Raw genomic sequence first — 24,926 nt, forward strand, 5'->3', positions numbered from 1 at the left:
CCAAGCCTGCGTCAAACAGCAGGAACTCATTTACCCCCGTTAAATGGGTTGATAATGGCCAATTCGATGGGAGTTCCAACCCACTATAAGGGTTGATTAATGGAGAACTAGGAGATATAAACCCATCGAAATGGGTGCATCAATGAACCTGACGATCCAATCCTTCTTCGATGGCGAGTGGCACGACGCTGCGGTGGTGGAGATCGAAAGGCCCGAGCTAGGGCACAAGGGATCCTCGAAGACGAGCTATGAGCTCGAATATTTCGTGGAGCACGCCGCCATCGCTTTGGCGGAAGGAAAGTCCGTACGTGATCTGAGAGCGTATTCGATCGCGGCCCCCGTCGATCTCGATCACCGATACGCCAATACTTGGCCAGCATTCATTCTAGATTTCGTTCCGCAAGGGCGGCAAGCGAGACGTATCGCGGAGTTTATACAACTGGATCCAAACGCAGCCGCGACCGAAATCGAACTGCTCAAGCGGTCAGCCGGCTCCCCCGTCGGCAATCTCCGCGTCAAGGAAGCGCACCTTTTGGAGACCGAGCGGGTCGCTAAGATGGCGCGCCTCGGCATATCCATGGATGAGATCCTGAGCCGCGATGCGACCTTCCTCGAAGTTGCGAATCACTTCTCGATGCTGGCGTCCGGATCGTCGGGTCTTCAAGGAGACTGGCCGAAGGTCGCGCTTACCCAGTCGAAAGACGGGCTCTGGTATCCTGCCCCGATGGTGGAGGACCAGGACGCGTGCGCGCATGTCATCGCCAAGCTCCTACGGAGCACTGAACCTACGGACAAACGCATCCTCGAGGCCGAAGCTGGCTATCTCAAGGTCGCCAAGGATTTCGGTCTGATCGTCGAAGGCGAAAACACCTATGGCGACGGAGTGCTGGTCATTCCCCGCTTCGACCGCCTGGTGACTGACCAAGGACTGGTGCGTTATGGCCAGGAAAGTCTCATATCGGCGCTCGGCGTTGCCGAGTTCGGCGCGCGGGGTCGACACGAGACCTATATCAAACTCATTCAAGACGTTTCGGCAGATCCCTTCGAGGACACGGTAGAATATATACTGCGGGACATCCTCAATCTTGCGATGGGAAACCCGGACAATCACGGCCGGAACACCGCCTTCAGGAAGTTTCCGGACGGACGCATCCGGTTGTCTCCGCTATTTGACTTCTGCCCCATGAAGATCGACGCCGCTGCAATACCCAGATCCACAACTTGGGAATGCATGAGGATAAAGAACCGGGACACGCGCCCGGATTGGCGCGAGGTCTGCGAGGCCGTGGCCGCTGCGAGCGTTCCTGCCGAACGCTTGATGGAGCGTTTGGCGGCGAAAGAGAACCTGCTTCGCGCCCTCCCCGATCTTGCGACACAGCACAAGGTGCCGGACACGGTCGTGAAAAACGCAATCGTCAAGAACATGGAAATGGCGGATAGCGTCGCAAAGTTGCGCAGCCTTCCTGTTAAAGGGTGATCGATATGCCTCGATGGCGTAAACCCACCAAAGAGGAAATCCGGAATCGTCGCGCGGCGATTTCGGCGAAAGCGCGAGCGGGCGAGTTGCGACTTCCCGACGCGGTGGCCGAGATGCGGTATGCTCTGGGACTATCGCAACCCGAGTTCGCGAAGCTCTTCAAACTTACAACGCGTCAGATCGCCGAAATCGAGCGCGGTGTGGCGAATCCGACCTCCCAGACGCTTCAAAAAATCGGGCGCGCGTTCGGATTCCAGATCGGGTTCGTGCCGATCACGCCCATCGCCTCCGTGAAGAATATGGAGGCGTAAACAATCTCGGCCCTGAGGGGGCCGAACTTCCGCTCGCGCAGAGGTCGGCAGCCTCCTGCAGGCCCATCATCGGCAGCAGCACCGCAGCCGCAGTGCCCATCATCATCATGGCGGTGTCGGCCCAATGAATGCGGCGATCAGCGGTCCATCATCGGCGCTACCGGTCGATCCGGAGTGGACGTGAGACGACGGGTGGAATAACTTCACCGCGTGGTTCAGCCTCGAGGTGCCACAGGTCCAGGTACACCCGTGCTATCGCGCGCTTCGCACAATCAGCTCTACGCCGATTGATCTCCACCTCTCTCGAATGACCGAGCTGCGTTGGATCATTCGCGAGCTCTTCGTACCAGCCCATCGTATTGCCATCCCAACTTTACGGCGATCTTTTCGACAGCGCCGGGATCAAAGTCGGGCAACAGAATGCTCCGCGCCCTTTCGCGAAACGGCTGGTCCATTTCTTTTATCTGAAAGTTTGATATTCGCCCCGATCTTTTTGTAACTAAATCAATTAGTTAGCTGTAGCCACTCGCTTGAGTTGCCGACGGCTTTGCAACGCTTAGCGGTCCATGCGTGAATCGCTAGGCCGGATTGAGTCGCTGAACGGAAGTGTTGACTATCTGCCGTTCGCGTGTGTACAAATACACACATGAAATCGGCGGATATCATCAACGCCCTTAAGGCCCATGGTTGGGAACAGGTCGCCCAGAAGGGGAGCCACGTTCAGTTCAAGCATCCAACTAAGACGGGCCGCGTCACGGTCCCGCACCCTAAGAGGGATGTCCCGATCGGAACGCTCAAGAGCATCGAGAAGCAAGCCGATTTGAAGTTGAAATGACAGCGCATAGAGAGGGCCATCGGCCCACCCAAGGAAGGGAGCTTTCATGCGACACTACATTGCCCTGATCCATAAGGACGCGGACAGCGATTACGGCGTTTCTTTTCCTGATCTTCCCGGCGTGATCACCGCTGGTACGGATCTGGACGATGCGCGCGCTATGGCCGCTGAAGCCTTGACCCTTCATCTGCAGGGACTGGCAGAGGACGGCGAAGCCGTACCTGAACCCTCCTCTCTCGAGGAGATCATGGCGAACGCCGAGAACAGAGACGGCGTTGCCGTGCTCATTCCAGCACCAGCGGAAGAGGTAAAGAGTGTGCGCGTCAACGTCACCCTTCCCGCCGACGTTTTGAGCGAGATCGACTACTATGCCGAACAGCACGGCTTCACTCGATCCGGTTTTCTAGCGCAAGCCGCGAAGAAAGCGATCGCTGCCTGACTAGAGCTGCATCCGATCAAGCTGCACCGTCTCCGAGCGCCGCCAGCTGCTGCGGCTGAAGTCGCACGCCAATAAGCGTCCCCCGTAGGGAGTGGGCCTCGCTTTAGGCTTATAGGAAGCAGAGGACCTGTAACATGGTCGAGACGTTAGACACCTGACCTTTCCTGAAGGGGAGGATCCGGTTCGTCTTCGCCGACGGACCGGGCTTCGCGGGACACGATCCCGCGCGACACTGAGGTGAGCGAGGCAATCTTCCGGATACAGTCCATGCAATATCTATCCTATCGGAGCATAGGAGAACTGGGTCCTCGTGACCCGGCCCGCCGGTTCGGCTAATTGCGCTCGTCGCTGTCTTGACTGTTATTCTTGGTCGATGAACCGACCGTATTTTTCAAGCGCAGGTATTAAAACATCGTCGGCGTAGCGACAGCCCGTCGAGAGGACCGCCTTTTGGCCGACCTTCCTAGCCTCCTCCGGGGCATGGCCTTCGCCGGCATCGAGCCGGACCAGCATGGGCGCGTATCCCGGCTCCCATGCTTTCACTGACGGAAAGGTTGTGCGCAGGCTCGAGAGGATGGCCATGCCCGCATGATCCAGATCGCCCCAGAAGGCCGTGCTGATGTCGCGGTCGCCGTAAAAGGCCGCCTCGAAGTCCTCTACCTGACTTGCACTCGAGACGGTGTCCAGACCGTAGAAAGCCCTCGAGCCCGACGAATTCCTCATTCGCCCTGCCGCGCCCATGAAGCCGCCGGAATAGATCAATGCAGCCCCTCCATAGGGAGTGAGTCTTCCGTGCAGGAATGCATCGCCTGCGTCGCGGATGGCCCGTTCGAAGGAGGTCTTGTTTTCGACGAAGAGAATCCAGGAAAAGGTTCCAACAAAATAGACGTTCAGATGGATCGGCTGGGCTGGATACGGGCACTCTGCCAATCCCAATAAGGCCGCGATGAGCTCGGTCCTGTTGTCGAGCACCTTGGAGAGGCCCCAGAAGGTTCGGCTGGATACCTCTCGAAGGTGGACGTTTTCCTTGGCATCGTAGTGGGTGCGGACGGAGACCAGACGTTCGAAGACCTCTGTCGCGGAGCGACCCGCGATTGAAACGGGAAGCTCGTCGATGGCCGCCTTGATATCGTCATCGAGATCGCTGGCCCGAACCAGCGATCGCCATTCCTCGGAATATTTCTGGCCAGGCCGCGGTCGCCCGTAGAAAGCGCGAAGACGGTCCTCGTTGCCTTCGGCGGCCGATAGCTCGAATACGGGCTCGCGGTCCTCGCGAGAGCCGTGACGAGCTGCCCGACGATAGACCACCGTTCCGATGCCGGCTTCGGCAAGAACGTCGAGAGCATACCAAGCGACTTCGCGGTCGGCGATGGTTTCGGCCCTGAATATCTCCGGGGCCGTGATCTGGTCGATTGGGATTCTTATGGCGTTCTTACGCTGTTCCGGCCGCGACCGATCCAGCCGATCGAGCGCGATACCCAGCAGGCGCCTCGCGAGTGCATCGCCGAGAGCTGTTTCAGGGGTCATTCCGCCGCTTCGCCTACCTCTTTCTCGACGGGATTCGCTAATTCGAATTTCGCGGTCACATCCTGAATCGTGTTGCGGCGATGCTCTTCGTAGATCTCGGCGACCCGCTCCTGATCCAGATCGACTTCGTCGATCCAGGTCTGCGATCCTGCCGTCGGCGCTTTCGAGAAGCTGATGCGTCGATTAAAGACGTCCATCAACGCGGCCATAGACTTGGTCGGCGCGGCGCAGATGAGCTGGAAGCCCATCTCCTTGGTCAGGAATGCGATCACGCGTCGGGTCCTGGCTTCATCCATGTTCTTGAAGACCTCGTCCAAGAACAAGGTCCGGAAATGGGAGATCTTCTGTTTCGAGAACAGCCGGAAGCTCGCAGCGAACACGGCCGCGCGAATGATGTAGAAGGGGGTTTCCGCCTCTCCGCCGGATCCGGTACCCCAGGTCGATAAGTTGCGCGGATCTCCGCCTTTCGAGGATTTCTCGAAGTCGTATTTCTTGTAGTGCCGATAGTCGGCGATCCGATTGAGCTCGCGCATCGAATGCTCGACGTCGTTCGACAGGAGGAGCGTCCGAAGTTCATCCATCGTCTCCTTTTGCTGGGGCGCGAACTCGGCCGCGGAAAACAGATCGGCCGGACCTGCCTCGGTGCGCTCGCGCACCGCACGGAAGAGATCGAGATATCGGCTGTACTCTTCCCGCAGCGATTGCGTCATCAGTATCTTGTCGCCGGAGAAACTAATGTCCTCGAGACTCTTATTGACCACTTCGATCGTACGGTCCGGTCCCGTGACTCTCTGCAGAATGCGCAAGCAGAAGTTCGAAGTGAACGATCTGGTGAACTGCTGTTCGGCCAGCACCAGCTTTTCCCGGTGTTCGACGAGGCCGGTATCACGCTGGCGCCTTATCTGATCTGCGACTTGGTCGAATTGAGACCGAAGCCACTCCGCCATGTGTTCGGGCGATGGTAACGGTGAGGGATATTGCAGCGTGTGGACGATGATCTTCTGATATTCGAGTGCATCCCGGTTGTATTCTTTAAGCGAGTTCTCGGCGGCGTTCTTGGAATCCTGCGCCAATGATCGACGCTCGATGTTGCGATCATGAAACGATTTGACGGGTCTGCCTGACTCCATTTCCTGCCGGTATAGCGTTTCGAAAGGCAATTGTTTCATCGGTGGGACGCAGAAAAGCGCCGTCCGCCAATTCTTTTCCGAACGTTCGGCGTCGGGCGTCAGTTTGACGATCAGAACATCTTCCGCGGCGGCTTGCCCGTCGGCGGCCCGAATATCGCGGTTGAGCTCGCCGACCTTGGGAAGCAGCTCATCCTTGCGTCTGGTGAAACCGGTGACCTTCGCTTTGATCTCCGCGGCCTGCTGCTCGAGCTCGGCGATGCTGGAGAGGTCGAGGCCCTGAAGTTCCTGGGTCGCGGTGCGCAGCTCCTTACCCGCGGATTGAAACAATCCGACGTCCAAGTCGTGCAATTCAGCGTGCTTCGCGCGTCCCATCAGGTTGATCGCACCTCGGACGCTCAGTTCGCTCGCTTCCTTCCTTCCGATCTCCACGACGATCTGGTCGATGGCATGAGCCAGCGCAGCCGCCTGACGTCGGCGGACTTCGTGGCCGAATACCAGGCGTTCGTCGACCTCCGACCTGTTCCTGTAGTTGTACCCCGCCACGGAAACTCCGTCCTGCAGCAATCCGCTGCGGACGTTCTTGAGCGCTTCTTCGGTCGCAACGCAGACGGTCCTTCCGTATCGCGCGGTCAGATAACCGAGAGCCACTTTGTCGTCGCTTCTCAGCTTGCCGACGAGCGAATCCGTCACGGCGACGCCGGCCTCCCTGAGGGCTCGACCGATCTGAGCGACCGACGGGCGGGCACCCGCGGCATCGCGATAGGTACGCAGCAACGCGATGACCCGCGTCTCGTACTCCGGCTCGTAGAGTATCGCGAATCTGTCGCCGCCTATGAATCCCTCCACCGCGTTCTGCCAGGACGGATCCCTCATCTCTACCACATCGCAGAGGATGCGCGGTTTCGCCTCGGGCAGGACCCGCGCCAGGTGGGCCGCGAATTCGGATACGCCCGTAGGATAGTTCGTCCGTCCCGCAGCCAATGCCGTTTGCCTGTTCTCGCTATCCCGGCGCTTCGTTCTCAGCAGATCCAAATCCTGCCGCAACCTGTCTTGAGCAAGAAGAAACGACTCGCCGACGGAATCGATCTCGCTGATCCACCCCGATCCGACGGCGGCGTCGATCGCGGCGATGGCATCCTGGAGGTGGCCAGCAGCGCCACCATCCAGACCGTCCCTCACCGCACTGAAGTGCCCTTCCAACTCCGGCAGGCTGATCCGGTCTATCTTCTCTCCGACGGCGCGAAGGCGAATCGAAGCGTCACGCAGATCTTCGATTCCAGAGCAGGCAGACAGCGCTTGCCGAACGACGTTCCGTGCGGCGCTCAGCGTGCCGGTGGCGCTCAGTAGTCTCTGCTCGAAACTTCGGATAGCGTCCTCGCTGCGCGCTATCCGATCCTGGATCTCCCGTCGGATGCGATCGACGTCGCTTTCACGAATGCGGGTCCTCAGCCGCTCCCATGCGTCGTTATGGAGCGCCGCCTGTGTTCCGCACTCAAGGATCTCCTTGCTCATCTCGTCCAGAGCCAGGGTCGCCTTCTCCTTGGCCGCGAGAGCTTGATCCCGCCGATCCACGGCGTCCTGAAGCGACCTGGCGGCTTCAAGTGCGGCGAACATCCACTCTTCGATGAAGTGTTTCGCTCCCTCATTGAGCGATACGTTGGCCTCTTCGAGGAGCCGAACGTTGTTCTCCATCTTTACGGCCTGTTGCCGAAGGTTCGAGACGTCTGTGATCGTGGTCTTCAGAGTCTCGATCATCCGAGCATTGTCATCGGGCTCCAGGATGTCCTCGCGGATCAGAGCATCGATATCGTCGGGCTGGCGGTAGGCGATCGAATTGACGAAGGCGCGCATGCAGCCTTCCGCCTCGCGGCGGTCGACCGGGGACGATTGTCCCTTGAGGGCCGCATATAAGCGGCAGACGTACTCGGTCTTAGTGCTGTAGTCCCGAACGGAATCCCTACCGAACTTCTTGCGAAGTGCGACCAGGAGTTCGTTGACTGGGATGACCTCCTCGGCGCCGTCGACCATCCTTATCAGATCGGCCGAGCCGACCTTGGCGCCGAATACGACGATTCTTACATCCTCCAGCGATTTGAACACCGGCTGGTTCGCGAGCCGTTCCAGCCTCGCTTCCGTGCCGACGATGGCGGTGAACGGTTGACCTGCTCCATCGTCTCTAGCGTCCGGCTCGAAATAGAGGCCGGCATAGCCGTGTGCGCCGTGCTGGCGGTGCGGCTCGGCGCTGTCGTCTGCGCCAAGGACGTAGGAAGCTACCGTGCGCTTCGTCTTCTTGCTCGAGGAGGTTTCGCTCTGAGCCGAGTTGTATTTGGCGAAGCGCAGTTCGTTTCCAGTCATCACGCCAATTACGGCATCGATGAACGAGGACTTTCCGGCGCCCGTTTCGCCGCCGAGCAGCACGACATCGGCAAGCTGCACGTCGCCGATCGGTAGCTGGCCCCAGTTTACGGTCGTCACCTGGTTCATGATCATCCGGCGGCATCCATTTCCACATCTTGTGCGTCGGTCGGGGATTCGGTCGCGTCCTCGGAGCCATCGCGCGTTTGCTGGATCGAAGCGACCGCGGCCGCCACCGCGCTGTCGTAGACGAGCGAAGCGATCTCCGGCCGGATGCTGATGACGGCGTCTTCGTCCTTGAGCTCGTCGATGTTGAATTCGGCGACGCCATGCTTCTTCAGCTTCATGAAGATCGCCCTTCGATGAGAGTCCGCGGCGGGCAGGTCGACCTTGAAGTTGACCTGCATGGCGGCGACGAACTCGGTCACCCTGACCGCCACCCGGCCACCGGGACCCATCCTGCGTTCCACGATGAGTTCGTCGTAGAGCAGCTTCAAGGTCAGAAGCGCGGCCGTGAAGTCCTTGTGGACGGCTCCTTTCAGCTCTCGCCGGATTTCCATTTCCTCGCCGACGTTCGGCAACCCGATGTCGCGCGCGCCGAACGGCTGGAGACGAAAGTGCGAAGTGCTGGGATCGTGGAATAACGAGGCGCCATACACGAACGTAAGCACGTCCTGGATCTCGTCCTGGCATCTTTGAGCGACCATATAGAGCGCCCGATGACGCACGCCGTCTTCGCGGGAAAGGAAGCCGCGGCTGATGAGAAGCGCATTGACCGCTTGGAATTCCTCCAGCCTGACGTTCTTAGCCTTCAACCGGTCCTGTATCGTTTTCATGTCAGGCCCTTTGCGAGATCTTGTGGTCGACCGCGAGAAATACCCCATTCGAACGGCGCTCATCGCCGGGTGAGACGGTCAGGCCGGTTTCGACGCCGAGGCTTCGGACGACCTCGACGGCCGATATCGCCGCGAGCAGCTGGCGGGCATCCCCGACAGGCATTTGGGTCACAGAGGTCGATCCACCGCCGGACAGCACCGCGGCGTTGACGCTGCTGACGACTTCCTTGGCCGGTATCGCGAAGGCCGCGGTCATGGCGTTGCGGATGTCCGCCGCCAGCATTTCCTCTCGCGACGGCTTCTTGCGGACGATCTTGGTCGGGGTCCGGATGCGATCGGCGCGTTCTGCGATCTTGAGGTCTGCCGGGTCGATCAGATCCGCACGGAGCGGAAGGAGATGGACGAGCATCTCTCGACAGAGGTCGTCGCGTTCGTCGTCACTTGCAGCGGCGAACATGCCGGCGAACCTGATCAGCGGATCGTCGTTGCCGGCGGCGCTCAGCTTGATCAGTCTGCCGATGAGGATCGCGTAGTTGGTCGAGAACTCTCCGACGACCCGATGCAGCTCCTTCATGCTTGATGTCGCGGGTCGATTCCACGACCCTGCGGATCCGCGCCAACATCCACGTGTGCAGGCGCTCGCCATTGGCCTCTTCCTCCAGCGCGGGATGCTCATCGACGATCTTCCGATCCGCAGCTTCCAGCGTCGTGGGATTCATCCCCGCGATGCTTTCGGTCAAGTCCACGATATCCGAGGCGTGATTGTAGATGTTGTCGCTGTCGAAGTAGCGCGAGGCCCGCTTGTCGAAATCGTTCACGCCAAGCATGTATCCCGCGAGCGCATCCTTCGAGGTGGAAAAGGAGTGGCCCATGATGCGCCGCTGATGCTCGGTGAAGAGGTCCGAAACCTGACAGACGTCGTCGAATATGGTCGACGCGTACTCGTATGCGTCGACCAGATATTCATGATTACCTTCTTCGAGGAAGGCCTTCAGCGCTCCCTTGCAAGCGCGCACGCTGCGCTGGCGCGCTACCGATGTCTTCCGCCGGGTGTCGGCGAACATCTTGGCGATCCGCTTGCCTTCCGGTGTGAAGCGCCACAACACCTTCAGGAAAGAAGAGTCGTTGTATTCCTCGAGCATGCCGAAACGCTTCAGGCGCCTGCGCACCTTGTCGGCATACTCGCGGTCGTCGCCCGCGCCGTCCAATTCTTCGTCGCCATCTTCGCCGGAAAAGATCAGAGATCGGTTCTTATCTAACGAATCGACGATGATTTCCGTCAGCGTTGGGCGGTCGAGCACGATGTCGTAATCGGCATTCACCCCGAGCGTGCGTTCGTAGATTTCCGTCACCACCTCGAAGAATACGGCGCGATGTCTGCCGGTGAACGGCCTGAATATGTCCACCCGTGCCTTGGAGAGAAAATGTTCCTGCATGAAATACCCTTACCAACACAATATGCACAACACGTACGAGCAACCCTATTCACCCGTCTCGATCGAGACTAGACCGAATCGAGTGAGACATGGCGTTGCCAGTGCGCTGCAAAAGCCTCGTTCGGTTGATAGGGCAACCATCAGGCTGCCGGGAGATCCATAGAAAGGCTGCACGCTCTGGCTGAAATGGAACAAATATGGAACGATAGGTTAAACCGAAATCGTCGACATGAGCCGAAGGTCTATAGGGGCTGGAGCTCATTTCGTTGTCCGCGCGGCGTATTTGCGTGCTGGACGATCCCGTAGTTTCTCTATGAGCGTCAAAAACTCAAACGCCTGCTCCGATTGGATTTCCATCACTCTGCTCCTCGAATCGATGGTGCGCCTAGGTCCCGTGCTCGATCATATCGGCCGCCACGGTGATGTGGCTGCTGCATTGGCTGAATGCCGTCGTTAGAAAGCAGGTCGAGCTGCTCTTGACGGAACCGCAGGTCACAGATGCCTGACGATCCGCTCGTCGAATTCCACCATCGATCACAAATAGAAGATGCGCAGGGCAGATCGCCCACAGATCGACGCTTAATTCATGTCAGGGTTGTTGGGACGCCCCACGACGTTAGCAGAATCAAGATACACTGCCTCACCGACCTGCGCACGATGAAGGTGCTGCCGATATGCACCGCTGCTGGTTTCGTAGACCTCCTCAATCGTTCGAGGCACATCCTCTCTACCCTGAATAAAGACTTCTGCGAGGGCACGACCGGTCATCGTTGCCGGTCGCGAGAGGCCCAGAAGACCGAGCACTGTCGGCGCAAAATCGCAAATACCCGAGGGGACTTGTGAGGCGAAGCCGCCTTTGATCAGCGGTCCCGCCAAAATGCCGACCGACGACATCTCCTTGGCATGCAACCCGCCGTGCACTCCGAAGCCGACCGGCCCATCCGCACTCCAAGTGCGGCCGATAAGGCCAAATGGATCGAGTCCGTCATCCGATCGGAACGAGAACAGGATGTCCGCCGATCGGGCATGGTCGGCGAACACCAAATGGCGGGCAAAGCTGCCCGGTGCAACGCCATCGACCGCGCCACCCGCGGTGAACACCGGACCACACCAGGGCCTTTCGATCATCGCCCCGACTGCGCGGCGGATAACGGTGTCAGAGGGCTCGACGAGGTAAATTGCTCCGACCTGCCCTGGTATGACGATGGCATCGATCCCGGCCGCAGGTGCCGGGCCGCAGCGCAGTCCCGCAGCCTCGAGCGTCTCGAATAGATCGGCCCGCGCATGCACCGTCACGTGGCCATGATCGGAGGCGGCGATCAGATGCACGCCTTGGGACACGCCCTCAGCCTCCCACCAATCAAGCACGCGGCCAAACTGCCGATCGACAAAGCTGATTGCGTCCAGCGTCTTTAGCGCGCCAGTCCCACAATCGTGCGAGGAAATATCGGGCTCGCCGAAGGAGAGGATTGCGACGTCGGGCCGAATTTGAGGCCAGATTACGTCGAGGAACGCTGAAGTCAGAAAGGCTTGAGAGGCAAGATCTGGAGTGCCCGGCGGCGTCGGCGCAGGCGTCGGCCCGAGCAAGGTCTCGACCCGTTCGAGCATCTCGGCCGAGGTCGTAATGCAAGGGAAGTGGCCGGAGAGCGTCACTTGGCCGAACTTTCGAGCCTTATGGTTCAGCAGGCGGGTTGCCCCCGCCGAGTTGGAAGCGAGGACTGATAATGTCCTGCCGTTCGCCGCGAGGATTTCGCCAAGTGACGGCACACCAAGTAGATGGCCGCCGCTCGCTGCATCAAGGTCCTCGATCAGGCGCGCGTCACTCGTGTCAACGGAGCGCGGTGTCGGGGACAGACGGTCGAGATACTGATTCCCAACGATGCCGTGGCGATCCGGCGTCGCGCCCGTGACGAGGCTCGTGAGCGCTATTCGTGTTTCGCTGGGATAGACGGTGCGCTGCCGGGCCAGCACCGCACCGCGGCGCTGAAGCCTGACTAGATTCGGCGTCAATGACGGTTTGACGAGATCGGGTCGAAGCCCATCGATTAGGACGATGAGAACCCGATTCCGGTTCGGTCGGTCGAACATGATCACAAAGCTTTCGTCTAGCTAGGAGGTAGCGGATCGGGAGCGGCCAGGATTTGGCTGACGCAGCCCAGCGCGATCGACTTGGAGCCGACGCTGATCGCTAGCGCGAGCGCAATGCGGGCATGGAGCTCCCAGCCATGCTGACCAAGGCCCGGCCACCGCGTCGGCCGGTCCCGAGCCGGGACTAACGGCGTGCGAGCGCCTGCAGCTCTCCTCAGCCGTAGACCGGGCCGGGTTGGATTGGACGGCGCCCGTAGCGTCAGCGGTTTGGTCTGAGCATGATCGCCTGATGCACGCCTCCGGGCGCAGCGCGAAGCCACGAAATTCATCGCAAGCCCCGAGGACAGTCCAACCCCGGCGAGGACGTTAGGTAGGACATACAGCAAGCCATCGATAGCATGGCCTCGCAAGCAAGAATGGCAAATGCCGCGTCCAAGCGAACCTGCTCGGCGCTGTAGCCGATCCTGATCTGGTCGACGTCGCGATTGAGCCAGGAATCGTGGCTGATGCAATTGTTTCGCGTGGCGGCTTGATTCCAGCGATTGCGCTGCATGTGTGCTTGCGCAGGAATCCCGCATCTGTGGTGCTCGCAGACACCGGTCGGCGTGTCGAAAATTGATATGCCCTGACTAAGGGTGATCGCATCAACGCCCGTGCGCGCCGCTGGGCCGCACGATTTGCCAGCTTTGCTCTCGAAGGGAGGGACCCGTTGAGCCATTCTGCCAGGAGTGACAAGTTGGAAAGCCTCAAATCGCCAGGAACGCCTTGAGGATTCCTACTCGCGCCCAAACGAGCTAACCACTTTGGATATCGCTTTTTGAAATGAAATGATCGAAAATTACGATGCTAGTCGAGTTACTTTTCTTGTTACGTTATCCTTCCCGTCGCGCCATGACACGCAACGTTCATCTTTCAGCCCGTTTTTCGTTCGACCAGCGCACGGGGAAGCATGCTGGCGTATCGTCGCCGCTTGGCATCAGTGATGGGCGCGCATCAGAAAGGGCGGCTTGCCAAGTGGCGGAAGCGCAGGACGAGGAGCGCCGCATAGGTTGTCACTCCGGTCGACAAGCCAATCCATATACCAACGACGCCCAAGCCGATCTCCAGGCCGAGCCAATAACTGAGGGAAAAGCCGATCAGCCACCACGCAATGGCCGAAAACAGAAGCGGCACCCGCGTGTCCTTCAGTCCGCGCAAGCCGCCTGCAGCAATGCACTGGACGGCGTCAATGATAAAGAGGGTTGCGGCGACCACGAGGAGCTTTGCAGCGAGGCTGATCGTAGCCTCGGAATCGCGGGCCGATCTGCCCAGAAACAGTTCCACGATCTCAAAACGCGCGGCGATCAGCGTAAGCGTTAGCGTTGCAGCTATGACAATGCCGAGCAACATCGCCGCCAGATTTGCCCGCTTGACACCCGCACGGTCGTTGCGGCCGGCGGCATGGCCAACGCGTACGGCCGCGGCCGTGCCAACGCCGAGATAAATCATAAACAGGATCGCGGCAATCTGAACAACAATCTGATGAGCGGCCAGTGCACCGGTGCTGATCGAGCCCGCAAGGAGCGACGTGGCCCAAAATAGCCCCGACTCGATCAATGAAGCGATGGAGATCGGCGTCCCGATTGCGATGAGCTGCCGCATTGTCCGCCAATCGAAACGCCAGAGATGCGCGAGCGCATGGTAGTCACGGAACGGCCGGCGCAGTGCAGCGAACCACAAGCCGGCCAAAAACATGCTGCAGTTGACTAGTGTGGTCGCAAGCCCTGCCCCAAACAGTTCCAACCGGGGGAGCCCAAGCTTCCCATACGCCAGAATGTAGACCAACAAGGCATTGAGAGGGATGGCTAATAGCGTAATCCAGAAGGCTGGCTGTGGCCGATTGACCGCACCCATGAAACTGCGGATAGCCAAAAACGCCAGTGCCGGAGCCGCGCCGAAGGCTAATCCGAAGAGGTATTGCTGAGCGAGCTGCGCCACATCTGGGGCCTGGCCCAACGCAAGCAGTATTTGCTCTGCTCGCAGCGCCACAGCAATGATCGGGAATGACAGGATCAGGGCCGCCCATAGGCCCATGCGGAGCGAGCGCCGTACCGCGCCTAGATTATTTTTCCCAAACGCCCGCGCCGCCAAAGGGGCGATGGCACTTAGTAGTCCCACGCCGAAGGTGACGCTAATGAGATAGAACCGGCCAGCTAGCGCTGCCGCGGCGAGCGCCTCAGCGCTGATGCGCCCGATGAAGGCAAGATCAGTCGTCATCATCGCGATCTGCGCAACCTGCGTCAGCACCATTGGCCACGCGAGTTTCGCGGTTTCGCCGAGCTCGATAGCGAAACGACCGATAGCCGCCCGCCTCATCCCTTCTGGTCGCGAGATGAATGCCGACTTTGTCTTGACTAGCTTGTCCATATAATCATGCCGCCGTTTGCGTCGGCGAACGAAATACAGCTCCTTTCACGGGAGCATTACGTTCTGACGTGAATTCGCGATCAGCCCGCGATGCTGGACAGCCTCGAGCGACCGCACGTCTAGACGCAAAAAACCACGGCTTGGACGCTGGGTTTCGAGCAGCGCGGCCCCGATTTTCGCATGCGATAAGCGCCGCCAAGGAGAGGTTGCAAATGCCGCCGCAGACTTGGCCAATCTCCGCAATCGCGCAATGGTGACGGCGCGCATCGGGATCGAGCGAGGTCGATCACGGAAGCGATTCATGCGCAAGCCACTACGTTAATGCCAGAGATCGGAGGGCCCGAACTCGGGCCCGATCCATGCCATGAACTGAAGACCCATCATCCCGTAAGCGATCCCTGCACTTTAGAGCATTCGATGAAAGATCTCTTCAAAGCCCATGCCAACTGCGACAGCTTAAATAATGCTTGCTCTCACCAAGCGGACCTGTCGCGGGATCGACAGCACGTCGCAAATAAGACGACCGGCATCGCACGCCCAGCCCCAGAGGGCGGCGATGCGACCACACGGCGGCTCTCGATTTCATCGGTTAGGAAGACCTAGCGGGATTGACTCGTCACGAGCTCTGTTGCTCGACTGGATCACAGATATCGATATGCAATCACATTGATGGCCTGCGTGGCTTCGATCCCGGTCTTGACACCTTGGAAAATGAAGTGCTCTCCGCATGAGGGCACAAGTCAGGACGCCATAGACGTCGATGGTGACCTCCCCTTCATTGGCCTTGCACAGGCTGCTCCAGTTCGTTCACGGCGGAGACATTCCGCTGGGCGGCTACAGCCCATCTTCCATCTGTTTGGGTGACGGCCTGCGCCAGCTTGGGCGTCGACCGCTCGCGACGTCATGAGAACCTAACAAGAACACAGAGTCGTGTCCCGATTGGCCGATTTGTGGGCGGCGAGTAGCTCGGCCCAGACAAGCAGCACGATCCGAGCCGCGCGGGCGCGTGAAAGTGGCGAGTCCGAAGTTTGCATATGAATGTGGTACTCTGCTCTCTTGTTAGCCTTACCCAGCAAGGTTTCCTTTTGAAAAGCGATGATGTGCGCTACCCGGCCTTGGGTAGCGCCGGTATTGTTGTGCTTTCATTGAATCTTTGCGTGTGCATGTGAGCTTTCAGCTGTCCATACTGAAGATACTTGCGGGGCAACCGGGCGGCCGAGCCAGTCTTGAACTCATCAAACAGCACTTGGCCATCTTTTACACCAGCGGGCCCGTGTGGCCGGCGCGCATGAAGCGCATCGCGAGCCGCGGGCCGAACCTCGATATCTTCGGACAAAAGCTCATCGACCGGGAGGTGGGATACTGGACCATCACTGAGGAGGGACGGAATTTCCTTGAGGCCCTTGAGAAGCTCGATCGATGTGTGGCGCAAGGCCTGCCGGCAGCGCCGCCACGACCAATCGCCCGCGGGAACCGTCGTCGGCGTAAACGATTGTGGACGCGTGAGGGGCGCTCAGCGTGAGATGTACCTATCGCGCGGAAGTCCTTATGGTCAGGCAGCTCTCGATTAGATCGCGGACGTTCAGTTTGGAGATAATGCAATGGCAATGGGACTGTGAAGTGGTTCAACGCGACCAAGGGATACGGCTTCATCCAGCCGGAAGACGGAGGAGCTGACGTCTTCGTTCACATCAGCGCGGTCGAGAAGGCCGGCTACACCAATCTCGCGGAAGGCGTTCGGGTCAGCTATGAGCTGATGGCAGATCGTTCGGGCAAGATGAGCGCCGAAAATCTGCGCATCAGCTGATCGACTTGCCCTGAGGAACCTGCCGGGTTCTTTGGCGTTCTGAATTCGCTTCCGGCTTGCGCGAGAAGCATCGTCACGGCCTCAGCACATCCCCGGTGCCGCTGAGGCCGTTTCCTGTCCGACGGACGATCAGCGGTGTCGTCCGCATCGGAGCGCCGTGCAAGGCGCATATCGGGATCGCGTTCTCAAGCAGACATTGCAGCGAGGGACGCGACAAATTTCTCGGCTGCTTCAACGCGCGAGCACTGGATCCGTTCGTTCACTCCGTTGGACGAGCGAAGATCGATCTCACCATATAGGCAGATCGGTAGCTCCCGGTTGTTGTTGAAGCGCCGGTCCGGGCCGCCCTTACGATTCACGTAGCGCCAGGTCTGGTCTACGACAGTCGCGTCGGCGGGCGGCGTCTCTTCCTCGATAAAGCGAGCGCTTCGAAACATGAATTCAACGTCTTCGTAGCCGAACCCGGCAACAGTCTTGCCAGCCGTAACCAGGATCGCGTCAGGCGTCAGATAGAACGTCTCTTTTCCGAGTGGCAGCTTCAAGAAATCCACGTTGCTTTTGACCAGCGGTGGCTTGTCCCTGCCTAACGAAATCTGGTGTCTTTGAATCAGCTTCGAGGCGCCCGCGTTGCGTTTCCAGTCCGTTTCTTGTCGCTCAAGCGGAACATTCAATATGCGACCGCAACTCGCCAAGTCTTGGAATGTGCGGGTCAGGGCCTCAAACCGCGCTGACTGCTCCGCTGACAGCTCGTATTCGAGGGACACGGTGCTCGTTTCGCGGCCATGGATGGCCAGAGATCCGAGGACAAGAACTACCCCAGCAGTCAGGACAAAGGCTGCAACGGGAGGAACGGCCGAAGCTGAACCCGCCAGCATGAGGGCGCCGAACGCGAAGAGCGCCGACAATAGCGCGATGAGTAGCTTGTATCGGCGCCAACGGGATCGGCCGGCTGCCAAGGTCTGTGCAATCTCGATGGTCGACTTGGCGACCAGTTCATCGATCGAAGCACTGTCGATGACAGTGCCTTCGTCCGAACCGATTGGTTCACGGGTTTGGGAATTGGGCGCTTCCGGCAGAGGGGGCGGCGATGCGCCAACCGATGCGAAGGGCTGATAGGACGTCCACGAAACGCCCGAGCTTGGCAGGCCGATGGTCGTTCTCGTGCCGTGCGGCCCGATGGTGTAATGCAGTCCGCGCGGGCCAAGCGAGACGCTCGCTCCGTTGCCGTTTAGATTCAAGCGGACGCCCGGGATAATCTTAAAACTACGGCGAAATCGGAAACCCATCTGGAAATCGGTCGCAAGTTGTGACTTTGTTTCTTATCGCGCATAGATCGAACGCCTTCAAGAGCGGCGAGACAGGAGACTACAGATCATTTGAAAGCCGCCTGGACCGGGAAGCGCAAGCCGCTCAGTCCGCAACATAAGGGATCTCCGACCGCTTGATCGCCAAGCGCATACGATGTGTGGCCAGTAGGGCTTCCACCGCGATTGTTTGCTGTCGCCCCAAGGCGGGCCCGATGATGATTTCTTCGATGCCGCAATTATTTGGATGCAGAGCGGCATTGTTCATGACGACTTGGTCGAACTGACAAGCCCGGTATGGAACAAGGCCGGCTGGTGAGACACGCGTCCTTAGGCCGGCAGGCCAGGAAACTCCGAACCCATCCAGGCGCCGCTCGCGGAACGCCAGCACACGGTTGGCGTCGCGACCAGCAAGAGCTCACCTGCCCAGCAGGTCCATCAAGGCCAGCCGCTCGGGCCTCCCGGCGGATCCTGCCTCCGTGCAACGAAGTGCCCTTCACTATTCGATGACGCCGCCGCGGGATCGCTGCAGCTTGTCGAGAGGCAGGAGGTCGCAGGGTTGACGGAGCTACAGCAGGGGTTCTGAAGGTTTCATGATAGTGTCTTGTCGATGCGGTCGCGCAGCCAATCGCCGACGAGCGAAATCGACAAAGTCGTGAGCGAGATGACCAGTGAAGGGAGCACAAGGATCCAGGGGGCACGGGTGAGATAGTCACGACCGTAGCCGACCATATTGCCAAGCGACGTAAGCGGCGGCTGCACTCCAAGTCCAAGAAAGCTAAGACCGCTCTCGAGCAGAATGATGTCCGGAAACGCGAGCGTCATGGTGACGATCAAGCTTGACGCGATGTTCGGCATGATGTGTCGCAGGTAGACGCGCCATGGCCTTGCGCCAAGCTGGTGTACGGCAATCACATAGGCTTGCTCGTTGGAACTCATCGCAAGCGCGCGGGTGATGCGGGCGTAGCGTTCCCATCCGTGCAGACCAATCAGTCCCACGAAGAGGAGAAGAGAGTTGCCGAAGAAAGCAAGCACTGCGAGTGCCAAGACGAGAAACGGCATGCTTGCCTGGAAATCAACACAACCGAGGATGACGTGCTCTACCCAGCCGCGGAAGTGAGCGGCCAAAACGCCAAGCGTGATGCCAAGGACGGCGCCGATCAACGTCGCCCCGAAGGCAATAAGGAGGCTGATACGGATCGATATGACCAGGCGCGCCAGTACGTCACGGCCAAGCTCATCCGAGCCGAAGGGATGCGCGATCGTTCCGCCGAGGCCAAGAGGTGCAGCGAGGCGATGATGAAGGTCGAGGGCTGCATAGTCATAAGGAGCGAGGCGATCAGCGAAAATTGCGACAAGAAGCATGAAGATCAGCCAGGCAACCGCTATTCCGATCGCGCGGTCGCGCCACCACCACAGCCTGCGCATCTTCGAAGACGGCAGAACTTTTTCTGCGGAAATGCTCGACAATTATCGCCTCCCAGAGCGCAAGTCGCGCAAGCGCGGATCGAGCATGCCATAGAGCAGATCGATCGTGACATTGGTGGTGATCATGGCGGCGGCCACGACGAGCAGGATGCACTGGACGACAGCCAAATCACGACTCGCGACTGAGACGACGAGAAGGCTGCCAATGCCTGGCCACGAGAAAACGCTTTCAACGAGCACCGTTCCCGCGATGAGATTGCCGACCATGAAGCCGACGATGGTCAGCACCGCTATCGCGGCGTTGGGCAGGGCGTGGCCGGTCACGACGCTGAGCCAAGGCACGCCCTTGGCGCTGGCGGCACGAATATAGGGCTGTCCAAGTACCTCGAGCATGGCGCTGCGGCTGAAGCGGGCCAAAACAGCTGCGCCGCCCAGACCGAGCGTGATGACAGGCAGCATCAAATGCTGCCAACCGCCGGCGCCGCCCGAGGGGAACCAGGGAAGCTCGACTGCGAAAACCAGTATCAACACGAGGCCAAGCACGAAGGATGGCACGGTGAAGCCCACGACGGCCACCATCATCACCAATCGATCCGCGATGCTATCCCGTTTGAGGGCCGCGTAGATGCCAGCCGGAATGCCGATCGACAGATTGAGGATCAATGCCGGCGCAGTCAGCATCAGCGTGACAGGAATGCGCTCGGCGACGACGGTGATCGCGGCACGCCCGTCACGCATGGATTGGCCGAGATCTCCATGAACGACCGCAAGGAGGTATCTGGCGTATTGCACCCAGAGCGGCGCATCGAGCCCCCAGGCCTTTCGGAAGGCCTCGACCGCTTCCGCAGGGGTTTCCGGCGACAACAACGCGCGGGCCGGATCGCCAGAGGCGCGCAGCACCACGAATGCGAATGTGACCACAACTCCGATGGTCAGCAACGCGCGTGCCACGCGGACCGCTATGAATCGAGCCATCGTGCCTCCTTGTCGAGTTCGGCACCATGATCGCCGATCAGATGGCATGCGACGCGGCGCCCGTCAGGGGCGGACCTGAGCTCTGGGGCGGACCGCGCGCAACGTGGAAGAGCTACCGGACAGCGAGGATGAAATGCGCAGCCGCGCGGCCGGGCAGCAGGATCGGGCGGGTCTCCTTGAAGGATCGTGCGAGACCGATGTCTTCCCGGCCTGGGCACCGCGGAAACGAGTGCCCGCGAGTAAGGATGCAAAGGATCCAGAAGAACCGCCTCAGAGGCGCCTTCCTCGACGATGGCGCCGAGATACATCACAGCAATCCGGTCGCTGATCAGCCGGACTACTCGCAAATCATGGCTGATGAAGATCATCGCCATGTGCCGCCGCTCCTGCAGATCCCGCAGAAGATTGATCACTTGCGCCTGGATCGAGACGTCGAGCGCCGATACTGGCTCGTCGCAGACAATGAGATCTGGATCGGTCGCAAGCGCTCGGGCCAGGACAGCGCGCTGGCGTTGGCCGCCTGAAAGCTCGTGCGGATAGCGCCTGAGGTGATCGGTCCTGAGCCCCACATCCGCGAGAAGCGCATTGACCCGCCCCTCTCGTTCCGACTTGCTGCCAAGCCGATGAATTTCGAGCGGCTCGGCCATTTGCGCGCCGACCGTTAGGCGGGGATCAAGCGCACCTAGCGGATCCTGAAATACCATTTGGATTCGCATCCTGAGCCGGCGCCATCGAATATCGCCCATAGCAGGCAAAGCTTCTCCGCCGAAGGTCACCGTGCCGGCATCGGGTCGGTCCAGGCCGATCAGGAGCCGGCCCGTAGTGGACTTACCGCAGCCGGATTCGCCAACCAGTCCGAGCGTTTCCCCGCGAGCCAGCCGCAGAGAGAGCCCATTGACTGCGTGCACCATCGCTGGACGCTGGAAGAGGCCCTGTCGCAAGCGATAACGGCGGACAAGCCCATCGGCTTGGAGGATCGGCGGAGCAGTACCGGTCATGCAGCCACGACCTTGCCCGCGGGCGGTTCGGTGGTGACATGCAAGCAGGCAGCCCTGTGTCTGATGTCGCCATCCAGCGAGGCGAGCTCAATCGCCCATTCACTGCAGCGTCCGATCCGCCGATCGCAACGAGGGGCGAAAGGACAGCCTGGCGGAAAATCGGCTGCGTTTGGCACGACACCCGGAATGGCGAAGAGGCGTTGCCGCGGCGCATCCAGACTTGGAAGAGCCGCAAGAAGACCTCTCGTATATGGATGAGCAGGTCGGTCAAACAGTCGGTAGGCGGGCAATTCTTCGACGATGTGGCCCCCGTAAAGGACCAGGACGCGTTCACAGATCTCGCTGACGACGCCGAGATCATGCGAGATCAGGACCAGCGCCATGCCTGTCTCGCGCTGGATCTGCCGCAGAAGCTCAAGGATCTGCGCTTGAATAGTGACATCCAAGGCGGTGGTAGGTTCATCAGCGATCAAGATGTCGGGCTGGCCGGCAAGAGCCATGGCGATCATGACGCGCTGGTTCTGCCCGCCGGATAATTCGTGCGGATAGGCCCCAAGCCGGCGCGCGGCATCAGGGATGCCGACCTGGTCGAGCAGACGTCGCGCTTCGGCAAGCGCCGTGCGGCGGTCCATGCCGCGATGGAGCCGCAGGGCTTCAGAGATCTGATCGCCCACCGTGTGAACAGGATTAAGCGCGCTTGCCGGGTCCTGGAAGATCATGGCGATCTGCCCGCCGCGCACCTTGTCGAGGCGAGAGGCTGGCGCATGGAGCAGCTCCTCTCCGGCCAGGCGTACGCTGCCCGTTATTTTTGCGCGCCGCGTCAACAGTCCGAGCGCAGCAAGCCATGTCACGGATTTGCCGCAACCGCTTTCGCCGACCATGCCCAGCGACTCGCCACGCCCGAGAGTGAGATCGATTCCGCGCAGCGTCGGCACACCGTCGAACGCGACACGCAAACCTGCGATCTGAAGAAGCGCCTCCATGCGAGGTCCCTGCCCTTCCCGCATCATAGGGGCCGCATCAGCTCGGTTTGATCACCGCCCTTGCCACGGCAGGGGCGAAACGATGCCACAGCGGCATCCTCGGGTGGTAACTCCGCCGACATTCGGCGATCGGCCGCAAGCGCGCCTACCCCGCGGGCCGATTGCGCGACAGGCGTGCGCGCGCGCCTGGAACGGCCGGCATCGACAACGCCGGCAAAGGAGCACGAGTGCTGCCCAAAGGAGAGCGTACCGTGCGCCTCGGAACGACCGATGTTCGTGGAGCTTGCAAACATGGGCCGGGCTCCTCCGGCGGCCTTGACCTCGCGTCCGATCTCAAGACGCTCCGCGACTAGCCGGCCGGCTGTTAGATCGCCGGCGCAGATCGGAGCCACGCCATGATGAATGTGGCGCAGCGTCCGCGCCTCCCCGACGGCGCCATTGTCCGCTCGGATCGTCTGCGAGACTTTGAACGGGATCGCCAGATCGCCGGCAGCGAGGTTGTCGTCAGACGAGGTCATCGCCAAGACGCTCTGCCCGCGGGCTCGCCCCAAGGGCGGATTGCTATCGCACGATGGTCGATTCAAGGTGTGCGTCATCGCGATCAGGTCCGGATCAGAGCTCTGTTGAACGGGCCGAAATTGAGGTCGAGCGTTAGCCCCGGCAGCCACGGCACGTCGCGGCGCTTGCCATAGAACTGTCCCGATACGTGCAGGATCACGCAGGGTGGATCGATCTCGCCGATGATCTCGAGCATGCGAGCGATGATTGGCCGGCGCTGTTCGGCCTGGACGGTGTCCTGGAGCTTGGCGCCGAGCGAGAAATATTCCTCGTTCCTCCAGATGCCAATCGACCTCGGCAGGGTGCCGCTCGGACCGTATTCACGCCAGGGATGGCCGAGATGATCCAGAAAGAGTGCCGTATTGGACGTATCAAAGATGGCACGCACCGGCTGGCGCTGAATTTGCGCGAAGTTCTCCATCATCTGGATCTTGACGTTCAGGCCAACCGCACGCCACATCTCGATCATGGTCTGCGCGCCAGAGACCTGATTGGGGTAGTAATTGTTGAGCAGGCGATAGGTGATCTGCTCTCCCTTGTAGCCCGCTTCGGCCAGGAGCTCCTTGGCTTTGTCGGGATCATAGGCAAGCGAGGGGAACTCGGGGATGTAGCCTTCGCCGTAGCTCGGCAACTGGTAACCGTTCGGAATCGGGAGCCGGTCCTCCCACAAGCTCTGCACGATCAGCTTGCGGTCGAGCGCAAGGCTGATCGCACGGCGAACACGCGCATCCTTCAGAATGGGATCGGTCTGATCGAAGACGAGCGAGCGGATATTTTGCACGGCACCACCCACGACCTCGAGATCAGCACGCTTCTGGATGCCTGCAAACTGGTCCGGCGGAATGTCAGTGGCGATGTCGAGCTCGCCGGCGAGCAGGCCGTTCACGCGCGCGGAAAGTTCGGGAATGATGCGGTATTCGATGCCATCGAACAGCGGCCGCCCGCCCCAATACGCATCGTGGGCGGTCAATGAGACACGAATATCGAGCTTGTGATCGACGAGCTTGTAGGGACCGCTTCCGACAGGGGCTGTGGTCCAGCGCTCCCAGGAGCCTGCCGCCATGAAGGCGCGCTGGCTGACGATCTCCGATCCCCAAGCAGCCAGACGCTGCTCGAGGAGCGCGTCACCGCCCTTTGCATGCACAATGACAGTGTAAGGATCGACAATTTCGACCGCCTCGAGCCGATCAAGCGACTGAAGCGCCTCGGACATTCCGCCGCGTCCGGGTCCCAGCAGGTGGTCAGGCCCAAGGCTAAAGGCAACATCTTCGGCCGTCAAAGGCGTTCCGTCATGGAAAGCCACTCCCTTGCGCAAGAACAGCCGCAGCGACTGCGCATTGATCCGCTCCCAACGCTCGGCCAGGCCGGGCCGTAGCGCCACGTCGTGGGCGTGGTCGAACGTGATCAGCGTATCGAAAAGCTGCGGCATGATCCGGCGAATGGCCGTGTCGGTCGCGATGACCGGGTCGAAGGATCGAGGAAATCCGGACATGCCGACCTTGAGGCGGCGACGCGTCCATGTCTTAGGCTCGCTCTGCGCAGCGCCGGCGCCTGTGCTAGCCAACACGCTTGCGGCAACTGCGCTTGCGATGGCTTGCCGTCGCGTCAGATCAATACGGGTCATCACCGCCTCCGGTTCCACTTCCATTGATACGAATGCCACGACCGTGAATTCTTAGATCGGCACAGACTTTGGCGGACCACCGAAATTGGGCGCTTGTGTCATTCAGGCATATTCGCGATTGTGCGCGCCCTTAAAAACCTGAACTGCTACGGCAGAATGACGTTCATCGAATAAGTCGATGTAAGCTTGCGAACATGCGATGGTTCGGCGATCCCGGCGCAGGCTGATGAAGAGGGAGAGCCGAGACGCAAAGCACTGCGCGAGCGTCCAACAGAGCCGCACGAAGAAGCGATACAGTTATCGTAATCTTCGATGATTTTATCCAAAGCCGCGATCACCCGGTTGGTTTGGTCGTTTGCGTTCGGATAGATCCCCACGAAACCGGTCATTCGAACTCATAGGATATTGT

At 60.0% G+C, this 24,926-nt stretch carries 21 protein-coding genes; 5 read left to right on the plus strand and 16 right to left on the minus strand.

The features are described 5' to 3' along the window. The first annotated feature begins 142 nt into the window (after positions 1-142). From ACVWW6_RS44965 to ACVWW6_RS44980, 4 genes are all read left to right on the plus strand, one after another. Positions 143-1,477, plus strand: coding sequence for a type II toxin-antitoxin system HipA family toxin (locus tag ACVWW6_RS44965; protein ID WP_456683073.1), 1,335 nt, complete (start codon positions 143-145; stop codon positions 1,475-1,477). 5 nt (positions 1,478-1,482) lie between these two features. Next, positions 1,483-1,788 (plus strand): helix-turn-helix domain-containing protein, encoded by a 306-nt coding sequence (locus ACVWW6_RS44970; protein ID WP_271573979.1) that lies wholly within the window; start codon positions 1,483-1,485, stop codon positions 1,786-1,788. Positions 1,789-2,434: 646 nt separating this feature from the next. After that, complete coding sequence (locus ACVWW6_RS44975) at positions 2,435-2,623, plus strand: type II toxin-antitoxin system HicA family toxin (RefSeq protein WP_271573978.1); 189 nt, start codon at positions 2,435-2,437, stop codon at positions 2,621-2,623. Between the two features lie 46 nt (positions 2,624-2,669). After that, a complete protein-coding gene (locus ACVWW6_RS44980; RefSeq protein WP_456683074.1) occupies positions 2,670-3,062 on the plus strand; it encodes a type II toxin-antitoxin system HicB family antitoxin in 393 nt (130 codons plus the stop codon). A 360-nt stretch (positions 3,063-3,422) separates the two neighbouring features. On the opposite strand, the gene ACVWW6_RS44985 is transcribed toward ACVWW6_RS44980, so the two are convergent. The 7 genes from ACVWW6_RS44985 to ACVWW6_RS45015 form a co-directional block, all read right to left on the minus strand. After that, positions 3,423-4,589, minus strand: a complete 1,167-nt coding sequence (locus ACVWW6_RS44985) for a Wadjet anti-phage system protein JetD domain-containing protein (protein WP_456683075.1) — start codon at positions 4,587-4,589, stop codon at positions 3,423-3,425. Beyond that, positions 4,586-8,209, minus strand: a complete 3,624-nt coding sequence (locus ACVWW6_RS44990) for an SbcC/MukB-like Walker B domain-containing protein (protein WP_456683076.1) — start codon at positions 8,207-8,209, stop codon at positions 4,586-4,588. Before ACVWW6_RS44990 ends, ACVWW6_RS44985 begins: the two co-directional genes overlap by 4 nt. After that, positions 8,206-8,910 (minus strand): DUF4194 domain-containing protein, encoded by a 705-nt coding sequence (locus ACVWW6_RS44995; RefSeq protein ID WP_456683077.1) that lies wholly within the window; start codon positions 8,908-8,910, stop codon positions 8,206-8,208. Before ACVWW6_RS44995 ends, ACVWW6_RS44990 begins: the two co-directional genes overlap by 4 nt. Before the next feature lies 1 nt (position 8,911). After that, positions 8,912-9,367 carry a hypothetical protein gene (locus ACVWW6_RS45000; RefSeq protein ID WP_456683078.1) on the minus strand — a complete coding sequence of 152 codons (456 nt, stop codon included), beginning with the start codon at positions 9,365-9,367 and terminating at the stop codon, positions 8,912-8,914. Continuing rightward, positions 9,348-10,346 carry a Wadjet anti-phage system protein JetA family protein gene (locus ACVWW6_RS45005; RefSeq protein WP_456683079.1) on the minus strand — a complete coding sequence of 333 codons (999 nt, stop codon included), beginning with the start codon at positions 10,344-10,346 and terminating at the stop codon, positions 9,348-9,350. Before ACVWW6_RS45005 ends, ACVWW6_RS45000 begins: the two co-directional genes overlap by 20 nt. Positions 10,347-10,925: 579 nt before the next feature. Continuing rightward, on the minus strand, positions 10,926-12,434 hold the full coding sequence (locus ACVWW6_RS45010; protein ID WP_456683253.1) for an alkaline phosphatase family protein: 1,509 nt from the start codon (positions 12,432-12,434) through the stop codon (positions 10,926-10,928). 993 nt (positions 12,435-13,427) lie between these two features. Then, entirely contained in the window at positions 13,428-14,840 is a 1,413-nt protein-coding gene (locus ACVWW6_RS45015) for an MATE family efflux transporter (protein WP_456683080.1), read from the minus strand. Between the two features lie 1,615 nt (positions 14,841-16,455). Here ACVWW6_RS45015 and ACVWW6_RS45020 point away from each other — a divergent pair. Further along, positions 16,456-16,647 (plus strand): cold-shock protein, encoded by a 192-nt coding sequence (locus ACVWW6_RS45020; protein ID WP_456683081.1) that lies wholly within the window; start codon positions 16,456-16,458, stop codon positions 16,645-16,647. Positions 16,648-16,832: 185 nt separating this feature from the next. Here the strand turns inward: ACVWW6_RS45020 and ACVWW6_RS45025 are convergent, their stop codons facing one another. The 9 genes from ACVWW6_RS45025 to ACVWW6_RS45065 all read right to left on the minus strand — a co-directional run bounded on the left by ACVWW6_RS45025 (position 16,833) and on the right by ACVWW6_RS45065 (position 24,906). Beyond that, positions 16,833-17,933 carry a DUF4236 domain-containing protein gene (locus ACVWW6_RS45025; RefSeq protein ID WP_456683082.1) on the minus strand — a complete coding sequence of 367 codons (1,101 nt, stop codon included), beginning with the start codon at positions 17,931-17,933 and terminating at the stop codon, positions 16,833-16,835. 124 nt (positions 17,934-18,057) lie between these two features. Continuing rightward, positions 18,058-18,219, minus strand: a complete 162-nt coding sequence (locus tag ACVWW6_RS45030; protein WP_456683083.1) for a hypothetical protein — start codon at positions 18,217-18,219, stop codon at positions 18,058-18,060. Positions 18,220-18,542: 323 nt separating this feature from the next. Continuing rightward, positions 18,543-19,379 carry an ABC transporter permease gene (locus ACVWW6_RS45035; RefSeq protein WP_456683254.1) on the minus strand — a complete coding sequence of 279 codons (837 nt, stop codon included), beginning with the start codon at positions 19,377-19,379 and terminating at the stop codon, positions 18,543-18,545. Positions 19,380-19,421: 42 nt separating this feature from the next. Next, complete coding sequence (locus ACVWW6_RS45040; protein ID WP_456683084.1) at positions 19,422-20,354, minus strand: ABC transporter permease; 933 nt, start codon at positions 20,352-20,354, stop codon at positions 19,422-19,424. Then, positions 20,339-21,352, minus strand: coding sequence for an ABC transporter ATP-binding protein (locus ACVWW6_RS45045; RefSeq protein ID WP_456683085.1), 1,014 nt, complete (start codon positions 21,350-21,352; stop codon positions 20,339-20,341). Before ACVWW6_RS45045 ends, ACVWW6_RS45040 begins: the two co-directional genes overlap by 16 nt. Continuing rightward, positions 21,349-22,335 (minus strand): ABC transporter ATP-binding protein, encoded by a 987-nt coding sequence (locus ACVWW6_RS45050; protein ID WP_456683086.1) that lies wholly within the window; start codon positions 22,333-22,335, stop codon positions 21,349-21,351. The genes ACVWW6_RS45045 and ACVWW6_RS45050 overlap by 4 nt, the downstream gene beginning before the upstream one ends. A 23-nt stretch (positions 22,336-22,358) precedes the next feature. Continuing rightward, entirely contained in the window at positions 22,359-22,859 is a 501-nt protein-coding gene (locus ACVWW6_RS45055) for a hypothetical protein (RefSeq protein WP_456683087.1), read from the minus strand. Between the two features lie 77 nt (positions 22,860-22,936). Continuing rightward, positions 22,937-24,541: an ABC transporter substrate-binding protein gene (locus ACVWW6_RS45060; RefSeq protein ID WP_456683088.1), complete on the minus strand. Its 1,605-nt coding sequence runs from the start codon at positions 24,539-24,541 to the stop codon at positions 22,937-22,939. Positions 24,542-24,663: 122 nt separating this feature from the next. Continuing rightward, positions 24,664-24,906 (minus strand): hypothetical protein, encoded by a 243-nt coding sequence (locus tag ACVWW6_RS45065; RefSeq protein ID WP_456683089.1) that lies wholly within the window; start codon positions 24,904-24,906, stop codon positions 24,664-24,666. Between the last annotated feature and the right edge of the window lie 20 nt (positions 24,907-24,926).

It is taken from the genome of Bradyrhizobium sp. USDA 3311 (assembly GCF_054062495.1).

What these genes read in the sequence shown, in the direction of transcription:
- ACVWW6_RS44965 (WP_456683073.1), top strand. Translation starts at nt 143, where the DNA reads ATGAACCTGACGATCCAATCCTTCTTCGATGGCGAGTGGCACGACGCT.
- ACVWW6_RS44970 (WP_271573979.1), top strand. Translation starts at nt 1,483, where the DNA reads ATGCCTCGATGGCGTAAACCCACCAAAGAGGAAATCCGGAATCGTCGC.
- ACVWW6_RS44975 (WP_271573978.1), top strand. Translation starts at nt 2,435, where the DNA reads ATGAAATCGGCGGATATCATCAACGCCCTTAAGGCCCATGGTTGGGAA.
- ACVWW6_RS44980 (WP_456683074.1), top strand. Translation starts at nt 2,670, where the DNA reads ATGCGACACTACATTGCCCTGATCCATAAGGACGCGGACAGCGATTAC.
- ACVWW6_RS44985 (WP_456683075.1), bottom strand. Translation starts at nt 4,589, where the DNA reads ATGACCCCTGAAACAGCTCTCGGCGATGCACTCGCGAGGCGCCTGCTG.
- ACVWW6_RS44990 (WP_456683076.1), bottom strand. Translation starts at nt 8,209, where the DNA reads ATGATCATGAACCAGGTGACGACCGTAAACTGGGGCCAGCTACCGATC.
- ACVWW6_RS44995 (WP_456683077.1), bottom strand. Translation starts at nt 8,910, where the DNA reads ATGAAAACGATACAGGACCGGTTGAAGGCTAAGAACGTCAGGCTGGAG.
- ACVWW6_RS45000 (WP_456683078.1), bottom strand. Translation starts at nt 9,367, where the DNA reads ATGTTCGCCGCTGCAAGTGACGACGAACGCGACGACCTCTGTCGAGAG.
- ACVWW6_RS45005 (WP_456683079.1), bottom strand. Translation starts at nt 10,346, where the DNA reads ATGCAGGAACATTTTCTCTCCAAGGCACGGGTGGACATATTCAGGCCG.
- ACVWW6_RS45010 (WP_456683253.1), bottom strand. Translation starts at nt 12,434, where the DNA reads ATGTTCGACCGACCGAACCGGAATCGGGTTCTCATCGTCCTAATCGAT.
- ACVWW6_RS45015 (WP_456683080.1), bottom strand. Translation starts at nt 14,840, where the DNA reads ATGGACAAGCTAGTCAAGACAAAGTCGGCATTCATCTCGCGACCAGAA.
- ACVWW6_RS45025 (WP_456683082.1), bottom strand. Translation starts at nt 17,933, where the DNA reads ATGGGTTTCCGATTTCGCCGTAGTTTTAAGATTATCCCGGGCGTCCGC.
- ACVWW6_RS45030 (WP_456683083.1), bottom strand. Translation starts at nt 18,219, where the DNA reads ATGAACAATGCCGCTCTGCATCCAAATAATTGCGGCATCGAAGAAATC.
- ACVWW6_RS45035 (WP_456683254.1), bottom strand. Translation starts at nt 19,379, where the DNA reads ATGCGCAGGCTGTGGTGGTGGCGCGACCGCGCGATCGGAATAGCGGTT.
- ACVWW6_RS45040 (WP_456683084.1), bottom strand. Translation starts at nt 20,354, where the DNA reads ATGGCTCGATTCATAGCGGTCCGCGTGGCACGCGCGTTGCTGACCATC.
- ACVWW6_RS45045 (WP_456683085.1), bottom strand. Translation starts at nt 21,352, where the DNA reads ATGACCGGTACTGCTCCGCCGATCCTCCAAGCCGATGGGCTTGTCCGC.
- ACVWW6_RS45050 (WP_456683086.1), bottom strand. Translation starts at nt 22,335, where the DNA reads ATGGAGGCGCTTCTTCAGATCGCAGGTTTGCGTGTCGCGTTCGACGGT.
- ACVWW6_RS45060 (WP_456683088.1), bottom strand. Translation starts at nt 24,541, where the DNA reads ATGGAAGTGGAACCGGAGGCGGTGATGACCCGTATTGATCTGACGCGA.
- ACVWW6_RS45065 (WP_456683089.1), bottom strand. Translation starts at nt 24,906, where the DNA reads ATGACCGGTTTCGTGGGGATCTATCCGAACGCAAACGACCAAACCAAC.